12 protein-coding genes are annotated in these 15,936 nt (G+C 69.1%); 8 read left to right on the top strand and 4 right to left on the bottom strand.

Features of this window, described 5'->3' with window-relative positions:
- Positions 1–71: 71 nt before the first annotated feature.
- The gene (locus tag PV679_RS01475) at positions 72–1,499 is read left to right on the top strand and encodes an amino acid permease (protein WP_319678326.1); all 1,428 of its coding nucleotides are present in this window, start codon (positions 72–74) and stop codon (positions 1,497–1,499) included.
- A 154-nt stretch (positions 1,500–1,653) separates the two neighbouring features.
- Positions 1,654–2,661, top strand: coding sequence for a tetratricopeptide repeat protein (locus PV679_RS01470; RefSeq protein ID WP_319678325.1), 1,008 nt, complete (start codon positions 1,654–1,656; stop codon positions 2,659–2,661).
- Between the two features lie 3 nt (positions 2,662–2,664).
- On the opposite strand, the gene PV679_RS01465 is transcribed toward PV679_RS01470, so the two are convergent.
- On the bottom strand, positions 2,665–3,624 hold the full coding sequence (locus tag PV679_RS01465) for a hypothetical protein (protein ID WP_319678324.1): 960 nt from the start codon (positions 3,622–3,624) through the stop codon (positions 2,665–2,667).
- 6 nt (positions 3,625–3,630) lie between these two features.
- Positions 3,631–4,086, bottom strand: a complete 456-nt coding sequence (locus tag PV679_RS01460) for a hypothetical protein (RefSeq protein ID WP_319678323.1) — start codon at positions 4,084–4,086, stop codon at positions 3,631–3,633.
- A 97-nt stretch (positions 4,087–4,183) separates the two neighbouring features.
- Between PV679_RS01460 and PV679_RS01455 the strand changes: the two genes are divergently transcribed.
- Positions 4,184–4,837, top strand: a complete 654-nt coding sequence (locus PV679_RS01455) for an isochorismatase family cysteine hydrolase (protein ID WP_319678322.1) — start codon at positions 4,184–4,186, stop codon at positions 4,835–4,837.
- A 17-nt stretch (positions 4,838–4,854) separates the two neighbouring features.
- Here PV679_RS01455 and PV679_RS01450 read toward each other — a convergent pair whose 3' ends face one another.
- A complete protein-coding gene (locus PV679_RS01450; RefSeq protein ID WP_319678321.1) occupies positions 4,855–5,439 on the bottom strand; it encodes a biotin transporter BioY in 585 nt (194 codons plus the stop codon).
- Between the two features lie 195 nt (positions 5,440–5,634).
- Between PV679_RS01450 and PV679_RS01445 the strand changes: the two genes are divergently transcribed.
- A complete protein-coding gene (locus tag PV679_RS01445; protein ID WP_319678320.1) occupies positions 5,635–6,276 on the top strand; it encodes a superoxide dismutase in 642 nt (213 codons plus the stop codon).
- A gap of 135 nt (positions 6,277–6,411) precedes the next feature.
- On the opposite strand, the gene PV679_RS01440 is transcribed toward PV679_RS01445, so the two are convergent.
- A complete protein-coding gene (locus PV679_RS01440) occupies positions 6,412–7,044 on the bottom strand; it encodes a DsbA family protein (RefSeq protein WP_319678319.1) in 633 nt (210 codons plus the stop codon).
- Between the two features lie 135 nt (positions 7,045–7,179).
- Between PV679_RS01440 and pepN the strand changes: the two genes are divergently transcribed.
- The 4 genes from pepN (at position 7,180) to PV679_RS01420 (ending at position 15,881) form a co-directional block, all read left to right on the top strand.
- Positions 7,180–9,759, top strand: coding sequence for an aminopeptidase N (pepN, locus tag PV679_RS01435; protein WP_319678318.1), 2,580 nt, complete (start codon positions 7,180–7,182; stop codon positions 9,757–9,759).
- Between the two features lie 131 nt (positions 9,760–9,890).
- Positions 9,891–10,949, top strand: a complete 1,059-nt coding sequence (locus PV679_RS01430) for a hypothetical protein (RefSeq protein ID WP_319678317.1) — start codon at positions 9,891–9,893, stop codon at positions 10,947–10,949.
- A gap of 308 nt (positions 10,950–11,257) precedes the next feature.
- Positions 11,258–14,566, top strand: coding sequence for a S8 family serine peptidase (locus tag PV679_RS01425; RefSeq protein WP_319678316.1), 3,309 nt, complete (start codon positions 11,258–11,260; stop codon positions 14,564–14,566).
- Positions 14,567–14,852: 286 nt separating this feature from the next.
- Positions 14,853–15,881 (top strand): aspartate-semialdehyde dehydrogenase, encoded by a 1,029-nt coding sequence (locus PV679_RS01420; protein ID WP_319678315.1) that lies wholly within the window; start codon positions 14,853–14,855, stop codon positions 15,879–15,881.
- Positions 15,882–15,936: the final 55 nt, after the last annotated feature.

Genomic DNA, 15,936 nt, shown 5'->3' with positions numbered 1-15,936 from the left:
GGTCAGCGGGGTCGGGCGGCCGGACGCGGAGGCTCGTCACCCGAGCGGACCGCGGACGTAAGGATTCCTCCATGACCTCCCTTCCTACCCCCATAAAGGAAGACGACAAGCCCAGCGAGCCTGGCAATCCACCATCGGCTGAGGGACTTCAGGCCGGGCTGAAGAACCGTCATCTCTCCATGATCGCCATCGGCGGTGTGATCGGCGCCGGTCTGTTCGTCGGCTCCGGGTCCGGTATCGCCGCCGCCGGTCCGGCCATTCTGCTGTCGTACGCGCTGGTCGGCCTGATGGTCGTGCTGGTGATGCGGATGCTGGGCGAGATGGCCGCGGCGCAGCCGGCCTCCGGATCCTTCTCCGCCTACGCGGACCGCGCGCTGGGCCGTTGGGCCGGATTCTCGATCGGCTGGCTGTACTGGTTCTTCTGGGTGGTGGTGCTGGCGGTCGAGGCGACGGCGGGCGCGGTGATCCTGGAGGGCTGGGTCCCGGCGGTACCGCAGTGGGCGTGGGCGCTGACCGTGATGGTCGTGCTGACGGCCACGAATCTGGTGTCCGTCGCGTCGTACGGCGAGTTCGAGTTCTGGTTCGCCGGGATCAAGGTGGTGGCGATCGGAGCGTTTGTCGTCATCGGTCTGCTGGCCGTGTTCGGAGTGCTGCCCGGCTCGGACAATCCGGGCGCGGGCTTCGCGCATCTCACGGACTCCGGCGGTTTTCTGCCGAAGGGACCCGGCGCGATCCTGACCGGTGTGCTGATGGTCGTCTTCTCGTTCATGGGCAGTGAGATCGTCACGCTCGCCGCCGGTGAGTCGAGTGATCCGCGGCGGGCCGTCTCCAAGGCGACCAACAGTGTGATCTGGCGGATCGCGGTCTTCTATCTGGGCTCGGTCTTCGTCGTGCTGACGCTGCTTCCCTGGGACGATCCGTCGATCGTCAAGGACGGCTCGTACGCCGCGGCGCTGAACTCGATCGGTATCCCGCACGCCGGTCAGGTCATGAATGTGATCGTGCTGACCGCCGTCCTGTCCTGTCTGAACTCCGGCCTGTACACCGCGTCCCGGATGGCCTTCTCGCTCGGCCGGCGCGGTGACGCGCCACGCGCCTTCGCCCGGACGAACGCGCGTGGTGTGCCGCGGGCCGCGATCCTGTCGTCCGTCCTCTTCGGCTTTGTCGCCGTCTTCTTCAACTACGAGTGGCCCGACACGGTGTTCGCCTTCCTGCTGAACTCGTCCGGCGCCGTGGCGCTGTTCGTCTGGCTGGTCATCTGCTGCACACAGCTCCGGATGCGCGGGATCATCCTGCGCGAGGCGCCGGAGAAGCTGGTCGTGCGGATGTGGCTCTTCCCGTATCTGACCTGGGCGACGATCGCGATGATCTCGTTCGTCCTGGTGTACATGCTCACCGATGACGCCGGACGGGACCAGGTGCTGCTGTCACTGCTGGTGGCGGCGCTCGTGGTGGCGGTCGCACTGGTGCGGGACTCGCGGCGGCGACGGACCGCGTGAAGAAGCCGGAGACATTGGCGGAACGGGACCGCCGGGCCCGGCTCACGGAGTAGTTTCTACGGCTCGGACTCGGGCCGTGGACAGGTGAGCCGGACAAGCCCGCTGGGGGAAGACCGTGCAGGTAGCGTTATTTTCGAACTTCTGTTTCCACTGTGTGGACGTCGCTGAGTTCACCGGCGCGAAGCAAGTGGCCGATCGCGCGGCGAAACTCGTCGGCACGCCGTGTCCGCTGTGCGAGGTCACCATTCGGCGCGGCGAGGTCGATGTGGCGATGGACAGCGAACACCTTGAGCTCATCAAGGACAAAAGGAGCATCTGGAACACACCGGACCGGACGGTGCGAGGCTATGAAGGCTTCACCAAGGACGAGGCCCGGCCCGCGCGTTCCTCCAGTGCCGTGGCGAAGAAGCTGCGGGGCCAGGTGTCGGACTCCGCGACGGCGCGGCGACGGGAGCGCTGCGAAGCCGGCACCCGGGCCCTGCTGGCGATGGCGGCCACCTATCTGGGTGACCCGGACGGGACGGAGGCTCCGGAGCGGACCAGGAACGCGCTGCGGGCCATCACGTGGTACGGCGATTCCGACGCGGCCGCCGGAGCGGCGCTTCAACTGGGCATGCTCGAACAGTCCGACGGCAATCTCGACGAGGCGCTGCGTCTCTTCCGGAGAGCCGTCGAGACCGCCGACGGAGTGATGAAGCCCACCGCCTATCGCTGTCTCGGCGCGATGCTGGATCACCTCGGCGACACGGAAGGAGCGAAGGACGCCTTTCGCCGCTGTGTGGACTGCGGTGAGAGTTCCTCGCTGGCCCAGGCGGCCTACCGGCTGGGCAATCTGCTGCGGCTCACGGATCCGTTGGCGGCCCGTGCGGTCTACGACATGGCGGTGAGGACCGGCCACAAGGAATACGCGCCGCTCGCGGCCGTGAATCTCGGAGTGATCGAGGAGGACGAAGGAAACCAGCGGGAGGCCAAGCGGAGGTGGAAGTACGCCTTCGCGCACGGCGGAACGCTGGAGAGAACGGTCGCCGCGTTCAATCTGGCCCGGACCTGGGAGCGGGAGGGCAGGATCCGGAAGGCGCGGACGTACTACCTCATCGCCGTGGACTCTCCCGAGCCGGAGGCGGCGCGCCGGGCCAGAGAATATCTGGCGGACGGGAGCTGAGAGTCAGCCGGCCAACTGGCCGCGTGCGGCGGTGACGATGCCGTCCTCGTGCCAGGACAGCCACTGCACGCAGGCGTCGGCCATGTGCAGCACCAAGGGGCCGTGGATGTCCGTGAGCAGCGCGCGCAGCGCCGCGCCGCGCTCGTCCGAACCGGGATGGTCGGACAGCCGCATGCCCTGCGGGATGTCGTCGATCTCGTTGCGCACGCGAGTGATGAGATGGTCGATCGCGAAGAAGAACAACGGCCCGGCCACGGCGAGATAGCTCGCGAGCTGCTCCTCGGGGCCGTCCTCCAGGGCTCGCAGCAGAAGCAGCATGCCGGTCTCGTCGGCCTGGAACTCCTGCTCACGGGTGCGGTGCAGCCACTCACCGGCCCCCCGCTGGGCCGGCGTCGCCAGATGGCCTTCGAGCAGATGAGCGAACTCGTGCGCGACCACGAACCGCTCGGTGGCCTCGGTCAGCAGCCGGGCCATCGCGGCGGAGTCGGCGTCCAGCGGCTGACGGCCGCCATGGGCCGCGTCGCCCTGGAAGAGATACGCGAGTACCGAGCGCGCCATCCCGCGCTCGGCGATCCGCCTGCGCTCGCGCACGGCCGGTGTCGCGGCCTCGACGGTGATCCCGCCGTCCTCGTCCCGGGAGAAGAATCCCAGCGAGGCCGCGAACGCCTTGCTCATCTCCAGCACCAGCAGTGAGAATCCGGCGTTGACGAGGATCAGCGTGCCGCCGCGCACCGCGCGGGCCTGGGCATTGAACGACTCGTGCGGATACTTCGCGACGAGGACGGGCTCCGGCAGCGCGATGTCCGCCTCGGCCAGGGTCCGCCGGAAATCCGACGAGATCCGCTCGTAGAGGCTCGCCGCTCCGTACGCGCGTGCTTCTCCTTCGGCGAGAGCGCGCCGGACCGTCCGGCCCTCCGCGCGCAGCAGGGCCTCGTACTGCGCGCGAAGCGACTCCTGGGCCATGAGGTCCTAGGTGCCCGCGCGCCAGGTGCCGGTGCGCTCGTCCCAGTACACGCGGATCTTCGCCGGTTCTCCGCGCCGGGCGGTGGCGATCTCCTCGCCGATGTCGAGCCGCTCCAGAGCGCGCAGCGCCTCGTCCGAGGCGTCCGTCGGCAGATAGAGCGACGCCTGGAGCTTCGGGTCGAGGTCCTGGACGATGAGCAGCTCGCGGTGGCGCTCTCCCGGCGGGACACGCTTGGCCTCGGCGCTCCGGAACACCTCGCGAAGCCAGCCGCGGACCGCTGTATAGGTGTCCTCGGCGGCCTTCTGCGCCAGCGTCTGCGCGAACGGGACCAGGGCCGAGGTCACCACGGCGGTGGCGATGATCTCGCCGAGAGCGTGCGCGGAGCCGGCCGGTACTCCGGGCCCGCTCGCACCGGAAGGACCCGCGTCACGCTCCGAGGTGGAGCCTGGATCCGTTCTCATTCGGCCGCCCACTTCCCTCGTACGGTCCGTCGGATCATACCGTCGGCGCGATGGCCCCGAGATGCGATGCCGGGCATCGCCAGCCAGGCTGGTGAGCGTGAGCAACGGCGGATACAGCAGCGAGAGTACGGCTCTGCTTCTCATCGACCCGTACAACGATTTCCTGTCCGAGGGCGGCAAATTGTGGCCGGTCGTCAAGGAGACGGCGGAGGGTGTGGGACTGCTCGACCATATGCGGCAGGTGCTGGGCGCGACCCGTCGGCGCGGCATCCGCACGATCGTCGTACCGCACCACCGCACGGAACCGCACGACTACACCACCTGGCAGCACCTGTCGCCGACCCAGCGCAATGTGGTCAGGAGCCAGACCTTCGCGCGTGGTAGCTGGGGCGGTGAGTTCCATCCGGATTTCACGCCGGTCGAAGGTGAGCTGGTGGCCCGGGAACACTGGGGATCGAGCGGCTTCGCCAACACCGATCTCGATCTGCTGCTCACACAGCACGGCATCTCAAGAATCGCCATCATGGGAATGAGAGCGAACACGTGCGTGGACACCACGGCCCGGTACGGGCAGGAGCTCGGCTATCACGTGACCTTGATCAGGGACGCCATCGCCTCCTTCAGCTGGGACGAGCTCCACGCGACCTTCGAGGTGAACGCTCCCGCCTACGCGCACGCGATTCTCTCCACCGGCGAATTCCTCGCGGAGCTCCCGGCGGCGGCCGGTGCGACGGCCGCGCCGGCCGGCTGATGCCGGGCCCGCCGGTGTCAGCCGCGGCGGCCGACGAGCTTCCAGGCGGCGGGCAGCGCGCCCATCGCCAGTGCGGCCTTCAAGGCGTCGCCGAGCAGGAAGGGCACCAGGCCCGCGCTGATCGCGGCGCCGGTGGAGAGACCGGCGGACAGCGCCAGATACGGGACGCCGATCGCGTAGACGAGAGCGGAGCCCAGCACCATCGTGGCCGCTGTGCGCGGTACGGAGCGGTCGCCGCCGCGCCGGGCCAGCGCGCCGACCACGGTGGCGGCGAGCAGCATGCCGAGGACATAGCCGAAGGACGCGCCGCCGGGTCCTGAGGAGCCCGCGGAGAACCACGGCACCCCGGCCATGCCGACCACGGTGTAGACCGCGAGCGAGAGGAAGCCCCGGCGGGCACCGAGCGCGGTGCCGACGAGCAGCGCCGCGAAGGTCTGGCCGGTGACCGGGACCGGCGAGCCGGGAACCGGTACGGAGATCTGCGCCGCGATGCCGGTGAGGACGGCGCCGCCGAGGACCAGGGCTATGTCCCGGGTGCGGGTGGCGGGAAGCAGATCGGCGAGGACCGCTCCGGTACGGGGTGCTGCGGCAGCAGTGCTCATGGAGGTCTCCGCGGTCGTGAGGGCAGTTCGGGACAGCCCGACGTTAACCCACCCGTCCCGGCCGGATCACCGTCAGTCGCCCACAAAGCGGAGGTCAGAGCGTTGTCGGAGGTGTCCACAAAAATAACCGGCTCCTGTTGCTGTTAGCGTGCACTTGCATAAGATGTGCAACAAGAGGTCGGAGGGCTCGGACACATGGCCATCTACACGCTTCCTGAACTTCCGTACGACTACGCGGCGCTCGAACCGGTCATCAATCCGCAGATCATCGAGCTGCATCACGACAAGCACCACGCGGCCTATGTGAAGGGTGCGAACGACACGCTCGAACAGCTCGCGGAGGCACGGGACAACGAGTCCTGGGGCGCGATCAACGGCCTGGAGAAGAGCCTCGCGTTCCATCTCTCCGGCCACATCCTGCACTCGATCTACTGGCACAACATGACCGGTGACGGCGGCGGCGAGCCGCTCGCCGCGGACGGTGTCGGCGAGCTGGCGGACGCCATCGCCGCCTCCTTCGGCTCCTTCGCCGGATTCAGGGCCCAGCTCACCAAGGCCGCCGCGACCACGCAGGGCTCCGGCTGGGGCGTGCTCGCGTACGAACCGGTCAGCGCTCGGCTGATCGTCGAGCAGATCTATGACCACCAGGGCAATGCCGGCCAGGGATCGGTCCCGATCCTGGTCTTCGACGCCTGGGAGCACGCCTTCTATCTCCAGTACAAGAACCAGAAGGTCGACTTCGTCGAGGCGATGTGGCGCGTCGTCAACTGGCAGGACGTGGCCAGGCGTTACACAGCCGCCAAGGAGCGGGCGAACAATCTTCTGCTCGCTCCTTGAGCGCTGTCCCACAGACGTCCGGCTCGTGATCGTCTTCTCGCCTTCACGTGCGGACGGAAAAACGAGGGGCCCCCGCGAGGACATGACTCGCGGGGGCCCTTCTCTTGACGATCAGGTCACATCAGAAAGCGCGGGTCAGTCGAAGATGGGGCCCTGGGTCCTGGTGCGCTTGATCTCGTAGAAGCCCGGGACGGACGCGACCAGCAGCGTGCCGTCCCAGAGCTTCGCCGCCGCTTCGCCCTTCGGCGCCGGAGTGACGACCGGACCGAAGAAGGCGACCTGCTCGCCGTCGGCGCCGGGCACGGCGATAACGGGAGTGCCGACCTCCTGGCCGACCTTGTCGATGCCTTCCTGGTGGGAGGCGCGCAGCTCGGTGTCATAGGTGTCCGAGTCGGCGTAATCGATCAGGTCCGCGGGCAGTCCGACCTCGTCCAGAGCGGCGGAGATCGCCTCGCGGGTCGGGCCCTCGCCGCCGTTGTGGAAGCGGGTGCCGAGCGCGGTGTAGAGCTTGCCGACGACCTCGTCGCCGTACTTCTGCTGAGCGGCGACCACCACACGGACCGGAGCCCAGGCCTTGTTCGCGAGCATGTCGCGGTATTCCTCGGGAAGCTCGTCGATCCGGTTCTCATTGAGGACGGCCAGGCTCATGACATGCCAGCGCACCTCGATGTCACGGAGCGTCTCCACTTCGAGGACCCAGCGGGAGGTCATCCACGCCCAGGGGCACAGCGGGTCGAACCAGAAGTCGACGGGGGTCTTCTCGGACATGTCTCTCCTCATGACGGACAGCGAACGCACCTCAGAACGAAAACGCACCGGCCGCCGCAGGCATTCCCGGCTGCTGTACGCCGATGGCACATGGGAGGATCGTTCCTGTTTCGAACGAGCCACGAAGGAGTGACCGTGCCCGGTAAGAATCTGTCCCGCGACGAGGCCCGTGAGCGGGCCGGCCTGCTGTCCGTAGACGGGTACGAGATCGCGCTCGACCTGCGCTCGGCGGTCGGTGAGGCGCCGGACGGGCCGCGGACCTTCCGCTCGGTGACCACGATCCGGTTCCGCGCCGGCCGGCCCGGAGCGGCCACCTTCGCCGATCTGATCGCGCCGAGCGTGACCGCCGTGACGCTGAACGGCCGGAAGCTGGACCCGGCGGCGGTGTTCGACGGCGCGCGTATCGCGCTGGACGACCTCCAGGCGGAGAACGTGCTGGTCGTGGACGCACAGTGCGCGTACAGCCGCACCGGCGAGGGCATGCACCGCTTTGTCGACCCGGAGGACGGCGAGGTCTATCTGTACACGCAGTACGAGCCGGCCGACGCGCGCCGGGTCTTCGCCAACTTCGAGCAGCCGGATCTGAAGGCGCCGTACCGCTTCGAGGTGACCGCGCCGGAGGGCTGGCGGGTCTGGAGCAATGGCGAGGGAACACTGGCCGACGACGGCGCCTGGCGGTTCGCGGAGACAAAGCCGATCTCGACGTACATCACGGCCGTCGCCGCCGGTCCGTACCACTACGTCACCGACTCCTACCGCCGTACGTTCGACGACGGCACGGTGCTGGAGATCCCGCTCGGCGCGATGTGCCGCAAGGGTCTGGCCCGGCACTTCGACGCGGACGACGTCTTCCTGATCACCAAGCAGGGCCTGGACTTCTTCCACGACCACTTCGACTACCCGTATCCGTTCGGGAAGTACGACCAGGCGTTCGTGCCGGAGTACAACCTCGGCGCGATGGAGAACCCGGGCCTGGTGACCTTCCGCGAGGAGTACATCTTCCGCGGCAAGGTGACACAGGCGTCGTACGAGCGGCGCGCGAATGTCATCCTGCACGAGATGGCGCACATGTGGTTCGGCGACCTCGTCACCATGGGCTGGTGGGACGACCTGTGGCTGAAGGAGTCCTTCGCCGACTTCATGGGCACCTTCTCGATGGCGGAGGCCACTCGCTTCACCAACGGCTGGATCACCTTCGCCAACAACCGCAAGTCCTGGGCCTACCGCGCGGACCAGTTGCCGTCCACTCATCCGATCACGGCGGACATCCGCGATCTGGAGGACGCCAAGCTGAACTTCGACGGCATCACCTACGCCAAGGGCGCGTCGGTGCTCAAGCAGCTTGTCGCGTATGCCGGCCGGGAGGCGTTCCTGGAAGGCGCCCGGCGCTACTTCAAGCGCCACGCGTACGGCAACACGAGCCTCGGCGATCTGCTCTCCGTGCTGGAGGAGACCTCCGGCCGCGACATGGCGGGCTGGTCGCGCTCCTGGCTCCAGACCGCCGGAGTCAACTCTCTGACTCCGCAGGTCCTTTACGACGCTCAGGACCGGATCACCGAGCTGGCCGTCGTACAGGACGCGCCCGAGTCGTATCCGGAGCTGCGACCGCACCGGGTGGCCATCGGGCTGTACCGGCGCGAGGCCGGTGGCGACCTCGTGCGGTACGCACGGGCCGAGACGGATGTGAACGGACCGCGCACGGTCGTGACCGAGCTGGCCGGAGCGGAACGGCCGGAGCTGGTCCTGGTCAACGACGACGACCTGACGTACTGCAAGATCCGCTTCGACGCGGGCTCGCTGGACACCCTGCGCGCGCGTCTCGGCGATCTGGCCGATCCGCTCGCCCGCGCGCTGTGCTGGTCGGCGCTGTGGAACCTGACGCGGGACGCGCTGATGCCGGCCCGGGACTTCATCGGTCTGGTGCTCACCCACGCGGGCCGCGAGACGGACATCGGCGTGCTCCAGATGCTGCACACCTGGGCACGGTCGGCGCTCACGCACTACGCGACGCCGGTGTGGCGCGAGGAGGGCGGACGGCTGCTGGCCGAAGGAGCGCTGCGCGAGCTGCGGAACTCCGAGCCGGGCAGCCAGCACCAGCTCACCTGGGCCCGCTTCTTCGCGACGGTCGCGTCGGCCGAGGCGGACCTCCAGCTTCTGGAGGGCCTGCTCGGCGGTACGGCGAAGATCGACGGCCTGGAGGTCGACCAGGAGCTGCGCTGGGCCTTCCTGGAGCCGCTGGCCGCGCACGGCGTCGCGGACGAGTCCGTCATCGAGGCCGAACTGGCCCGTGACGACACCGCGTCGGGCAAGCGCCACCAGGTGCGCTGTCTGGCGGCCCGGCCGTCGGCCGCGGTCAAGGCACAGGCCTGGGCGCAGGTCGTCGAGTCGGACGCGCTGTCGAACGCGCTGGTCGAGGCGACGATCTCCGGCTTTGCCCAGCCCGGCCAGCGGGAGCTGCTCGCTCCGTACGCCGCCGCGTACTTCCAGGCGATCGAGCGCGTGTGGGCGGAGCGCTCGATCCAGATCGGCATGGTCGTGGTGCGAGGACTGTTCCCGGAACTCCAGGACGGCCGTCCGACGCTGGACGCGACCGAAGCATGGCTTGCCGCGCACGCGGAAGCGCCGCCCGCGCTGCGCAGGCTGGTGCTGGAGGCCGGCGACAATCTGGCGCGCGCTCTGCGCGCGCAGGAGTGCGACGCGTTGGCGGCCGGCTGACGGACCGTCCGGAGGGAAGGTCCCTGATCGGCAGTCGAACGCCCGTACTTTAGGACGAACATGTCCACATTTATCGACAGATGTGTAACAGCGGGTTAGAGAAGGGACAAAGGACGGGGAGACCCCGGGACATGAACAACAACACTCCCGTCACTCCTCGTCCCCTCAGCCACCTCTCCAACAACGCTCAGCGCCGTGTGCTTTCGCTCGCACAACTGCGCGAGCACGGCGTGTCGGCGTCCCGCGCCGCCGCACAGTGCGGTGCCGACGGCCCCTGGCAGCAGTTGCTGCCGGGGGTCTATCTGTTGCATCAAGGGTCGCCGACCAGCGAGGAGCGGCTGCACGCGGCGCTGCTGTACGCGGCCCGTCCCGGCACGGAGAGCGGCGGAGAGGTGCCGGAGCAGCCCGGCCCCGGGCCGTCCTCGTACGGCGGTGTGATGATCACCGGTCTGGCGGCGCTGGCGCTGTACGGATTCGCGTCTGCTCCCACGCTCCGCTCCCTGGACCAGATCGATGTGCTCGTACCGCGCACCAGGCGGCTGCGGTCCACCGGCTGCGCCCGGCTGATCCGCGCTCACGCGCTGCCCCGGCCGGAGCAGATCACCGGCGTCCCGGTCGCGCCCGCGCCGCGCGCGGTGGCCGACGCGCTCGCGGAGGTGTCGGACCCGGATCTCGTACGGGCGCTGCTGGCCGAGGCGGTGAGCGGCGGACACTGCGAGCCGGCCGATCTGGTGCGGGAGTTGACCCAGGCCAGGCTGCTGGCGCGGCCGAACGTGGTGGACGCGGTGAACTCGCTGCTCACCGAGGGCCGGGCGCTGTCCGAAGGACGGCTGTACGAGATGGTCAGGACGTACGGGCTGGCGGAGCCGGTCTGGAACGTCGATCTGCGGCTGGCGGACGGACCGCATCTCGGCGGTGTGGACGCCTACTGGCCGGAGCAGGCGGTCGCCGTCGAACTGGACACCAGGGCGCCACGGGAGGGCGCCGTCGGACCGGCCGGCGACGACGCGGTGTGGTCGGAGTGCGTACGCAAGCGCGAGCGGCTGGAGCGGCTGGGCATCACCGTCGTCCATCTCACTCCGCGGAAGCTCCGCGAGTCGCTGGAGCAGCAGGCGACCGTGGTCCGTACAGCGCTGCTGGCGGCGGGTGACCGGGATCCGGCGGCGTATGTGGTGGTCCTGCCGAGATGACGACGGCGGAGGTGAGGTGCCGTCAGCGGCGGTGCGAGCGGAGCCGGTGAGTGAGCGGAGCCGGTGAGTGAGCGGAGCCGGTGAGTGAGCGGAGCCGGTGCGGAGGCGGGCCGCCGCCGATACCGCGGCCGGCGGCGCCTTTCGCGGATATCGACCGTTTGATCCCCTGTGGCGCAAGTCGAGCACTGGCGGATGTCCGCCATGACTGGATCACGCCTCGGGCAACACTCCACAAAACCCTGTCACTTAGGTAAAGCTGAGCGGTCATCCGGTATCGACATCCGGACTGTTCCTTTCACAAAACAGGGATGCTGATGACCCCCGAATCCGATAGCTCCATATCCGGGCCGAGACGCGTGGCCAGGGTCGCCGCGGCGGCCGGCCTGGTGGCCGCGCTGATCGCCTCCGGCGCGGTGCCCGCCTTCGCCGCCACGGGCGCTGACGACCCGGCCGCTCCAGCCGCCGTCAAGACGTCGACCGACAAGCTCGGCGCGGCCGACGCGGACGCGCTCGCCAAGGCCAAGGCCAAGGGCGAGAAAAGCATCACCATGATGGTCGCCACCGCTCCCGGGGCGACCGAGCAGGTCGCCGGCCAGCTCGACGCCGTCGAGGGCGCCACGGTCGGCAAGACATACGACAAGCTCGGCTATGTGCGGGCCACGCTTCCCACCGCCAAGGCGGACGCCGCCATCAAGGCGGCCCAGAAGCTCTCCGCGGTCCACGGCATCGATCTCAAGCAGGAGATCAAGCTGGACGACCCGACGCCCGCGGCGGACACCGTCCAGCACGGCAAGGGCTCCAAGGGCTCCGCCGCCGAGAAGTTCCCGGCGCCGAGCAAGAAGACCCCGGCGAAGAACCCGTACAACCCGTCCTTCGAGACCGGTGCGGTCGACTTCGTCAAGAAGCATCCCAAGGCCGACGGCCGCGGTGTCACCATCGGCATCCTGGACTCCGGCGTCGACCTGGGCCATCCGGCGCTCCAGAAGACCACCGGCGGCGAGCGCAAGATCGTCGACTGGGTGACGGCCACCGACCCGGTGTCCGACGCCGACGGCACCTGGCGGCGGATGGATGTCGCGGTGTCCGGCCCGTCCTTCACGGCGGACGGCCGCACCTGGACGGCGCCGGCGGGCTCGTACAAGTACCGCGCGTTCGCCGAATCCGCCACTCTCGGCGGCGACATGGCGGGCGACCTCAACCGTGACGGTGACACCACCGACGTCTGGGGCCTGCTCTACGACCCGGCCAAGGGCACCGTCCGCGTCGACCTGGACAACGACGGCGACTTCGGCGACGAGACCGCGATGAAGCCGTACAAGGACAACTTCCAGATCGGCTACTTCGGCAAGGACAACCCGGCCACTCCGGTGGTCGAGCGCATCCCGTTCGTCGTCGAGATCCGCAAGGACGTCGTCTACAACGCGGCCGGCGCCACGTCCGACTTCGTCAACATCGGCGTCATCCAGGGCGAGCACGGCACGCATGTCGCCGGCATCACCGCCGCCAACGGCCTCTTCGGCGGCAAGATGAACGGCGCCGCGCCCGGCGCCAAGCTGGTGTCCTCCCGCGCCTGTAGCTGGAGCGGCGGCTGCACCAATATCGCGCTCACCGAGGGCATGATCGATCTCGTCGCCAACCGCGGCGTGGACATCGTCAACATGTCCATCGGCGGACTGCCGCCGCTCAACGACGGCAACAACGCCCGCGCCGAGCTGTACACGCGGCTCATCGACACCTACGGCGTCCAGCTCGTGATCTCGGCCGGCAACGACGGCCCCGGCACCAACACCATCAGTGACCCGGCCCTGGCCGACAAGGTCATCTCGGTCGGCGCTTCGATCTCGAAGGACACCTGGGCCGCCAACTACGGCTCCGGTGTGAAGACGAAGTACGCGATGATGCCGTTCTCCGCGCGCGGTCCCCGCGAGGACGGCGGCTTCGCGCCGACCATCACCGCGCCCGGCGCGGCCATCAACAGCACGCAGACCTGGATCCCCGGCACTCCGGTCGCCGAGGCGGGCTACCAGCTTCCGCCCGGCTACTCCATGCTCCAGGGCACCTCGATGGCCTCTCCGCAGGCCGCGGGCGCGAGCGCGCTGCTGATCTCGGCCGCGAAGCAGAAGCGGATCGACCTCACTCCGGCCGACCTGCGGACGGCGCTCACCAGCACCGCCGAGCGGATCCCCGGTGCCCAGGCGCACGAGCAGGGCGCGGGTCTGATCGACGTCGTGGCCGCGTGGAAGTCCATCGAGCACGGCGCGACGGCCCACGAGTACACGGTCAAGGCGCCGGTCGACACCGCGATCGACGAGTTCCTGAAGACCCCGGGCTTCGGCACCGGGCTGTACGACCGTGAGGGCGGCCTCCAGGCCGGCAAGAGCAGGACGTACGACGTCACCATCACCCGGACCACCGGCGCCAAGGGCGCGGTGGAGCACCGGCTGGGTTGGAAGTACAACGACGGCACCTTCCGGCTGCTCGGCAGCGACAGGATCAAGCTGCCGCTGAACCAGCCGGTCACCGTCACCGTGCAGGCCAGGCCCGGTTCCGCCGGTGTCCACAGCGCCATCCTGGAGGCGGACGACCGCCGTACCGAGGGCGTGGACAAGCAGATCCTCGCCACCGTGGTCGTCTCGAAGGAGCTGGCCAAGCCCGCGTTCTCGACCTCCGCGTCGGGTTCGGTGCAGCGCAACAGCACGACGTCGTACTTCGTCACGGTGCCGCAGGGCTCGAAGACGCTGGAGGTGGCGCTCGGCGGGCTGGCCAAGAACAGCCAGACCCGGTTCATCTCCATCCACCCGTACGGCGTGCAGATGGAGGACAGCTCGACGCCCTTCTGCTACCCGAACTACGAGAACCCGAGCAACACGTGCCGTCCGGATCTGCGCTCGTACACCGCGCCGCAGCCGGGCGTCTGGGAGATCGAGGTCGAGGCGCGCCGTACGTCGCCGCTGCTCGACAACCCGTACAAGCTGGACGTGACGCTGCTCGGCACCACCTTCGACCCGGCGGTCACCACGATCCCCGCGGCGAAGATCGGCACTCCGGCTCCGGTCTCGTGGAAGGTCACCAACGACTTCGGCGCGATCGACGGCACGGTCGGCGGCGGTTCCCTGGGCTCGGCGAAGGTCGAGCGTCCGACGATCGGTGACGGTGAGCAGCAGCAGACCACGCTCACCATCGGCGCGGGTGTCGAGCGGCTGGACGTCGCCATCGGCGGCAGCGCGGACACGGGCGCCGACCTGGATCTGCTGGTCGCGTGGAACGGCGTGGTCGTCGGCCAGTCGGCGAGTGCCTCCGCCGAGGAGGCCGTCAGCCTGACCAACCCGCCCGCCGGCACGTACACCATCATCGTGGACGGCTACTCGGTCCCGGCCGGGACCACCGCCTACGACTACCGCGATGTGTACTACTCGGCCTCGCTCGGTTCCATCAAGACCGACCCGTCGCAGACGGTGAAGCTCGCCAGCGGTGCCTCGGCGCAGATCTCGGCCGAGGTGCTGGTGGCCGCCGCGGCTCCGGCCGGCCGGCAGTTCTTCGGCGAGGTGCGGTTGCTGAACGCGCGCGGCACGGCCGCGGGCACCGGCAGCGTCATCATCCAGAGCGTCACGCCGTAACCGTCCCGGAGCGACGGGCAGCGGTTCACGAGTAACGCGAAACGCGAGAGGCGGGTGTCCGTACGGGCGCCCGCCTCTTCGCCGTACGACGCGGCGGCCATGGCGCCGTCCGTGCCGCCGTCCGTGCTGTCCCGCGGCGTTCTCGTCCCGTCCCTGTCCCGTTCTCCGGACAATGGATTGGACAAAGCGGTCCTGGTGACACGCATCATGGAGCGGCGACCGCTTCGCAGCCGGGCGGTCGCACGCTCACCCTGATACCCGCGCACGTACAGACGGAGGAGTCCCCGTGAAGGTCGGAATCGTCGGAGCCACCGGTCAGGTCGGCACAGTCATGCGCAGGATCCTGGCCGAACGGAGCTTTCCCGTCACCGAGCTCCGGCTCTTCGCCTCCGCCCGCTCCGCCGGCTCCGTCATCGAATGGCGGTCCACTCCGGTCACGGTCGAGGACGCGTCCACGGCCGACTACTCCGGGCTCGACATCGTGCTCTTCTCCGCCGGTGGCGCCACCTCGAAGGCCCTCGCCGAGAAGGTCGCCGCACAGGGCGCCGTCGTGATCGACAACTCCTCCGCCTGGCGCCGTGACCCCGATGTCCCGCTGGTCGTCTCCGAGGTCAACGCGCACGCGGTCAAGGACCGTCCCAAGGGCATCATCGCCAACCCGAACTGCACCACGATGGCCGCCATGCCCGTACTGCGTCCGCTGCACGAGGAGGCGGGGCTGACCGCGCTGGTCGCCACCACCTACCAGGCCGTCTCCGGCTCGGGCCTCGCGGGCGTCGCCGAGCTGCACGGCCAGGCCCAGAAGGTCGTCGCCGACGCCGACAAGCTGACCCATGACGGCGCGGCCGTCGATTTCCCGGAGCCCGCTGTCTACCGGCGTCCGATCGCCTTCAATGTGGTGCCTCTCGCGGGCAGCCTCGTCGACGACGGCTCGTTCGAGACCGACGAGGAGCAGAAGCTCCGCAACGAGTCCCGCAAGATCCTGGAGATCCCGGAGCTCAAGGTCTCCGGGACCTGTGTCCGGGTGCCGGTCTTCTCCGGACACTCGCTCCAGGTCAATGCCCGCTTTACGCGGCCCATCAGCGTGGAGCGCGCCTATGAGCTGCTGAAGGACGCGCCGGGCGTGGAGCTCTCCGAGATCCCGACGCCGCTCCAGGCCGCCGGCCGGGACGCCTCGTATGTCGGCCGGATCAGGGCCGACGAGACGGTGGAGCACGGCCTGGCGCTGTTCCTCTCCAATGACAACCTCCGCAAGGGCGCCGCGCTCAACGCCATCCAGATCGCGGAGCTGGTGGCGGCCGAGCTGACGGGCTGAGCCCTCCGGTCAGCGGCAGCAGAGGACGGGCGCTCCGGACCACACGTCCGGAGCG

Source organism: Streptomyces sp. AK02-01A (assembly GCF_033795305.1).
Classification (GTDB): domain Bacteria; phylum Actinomycetota; class Actinomycetes; order Streptomycetales; family Streptomycetaceae; genus Streptomyces.
The sequence above is the reverse complement of the archived record's forward strand: the minus strand, read 5'-3'. Positions and strand labels throughout refer to the sequence as shown.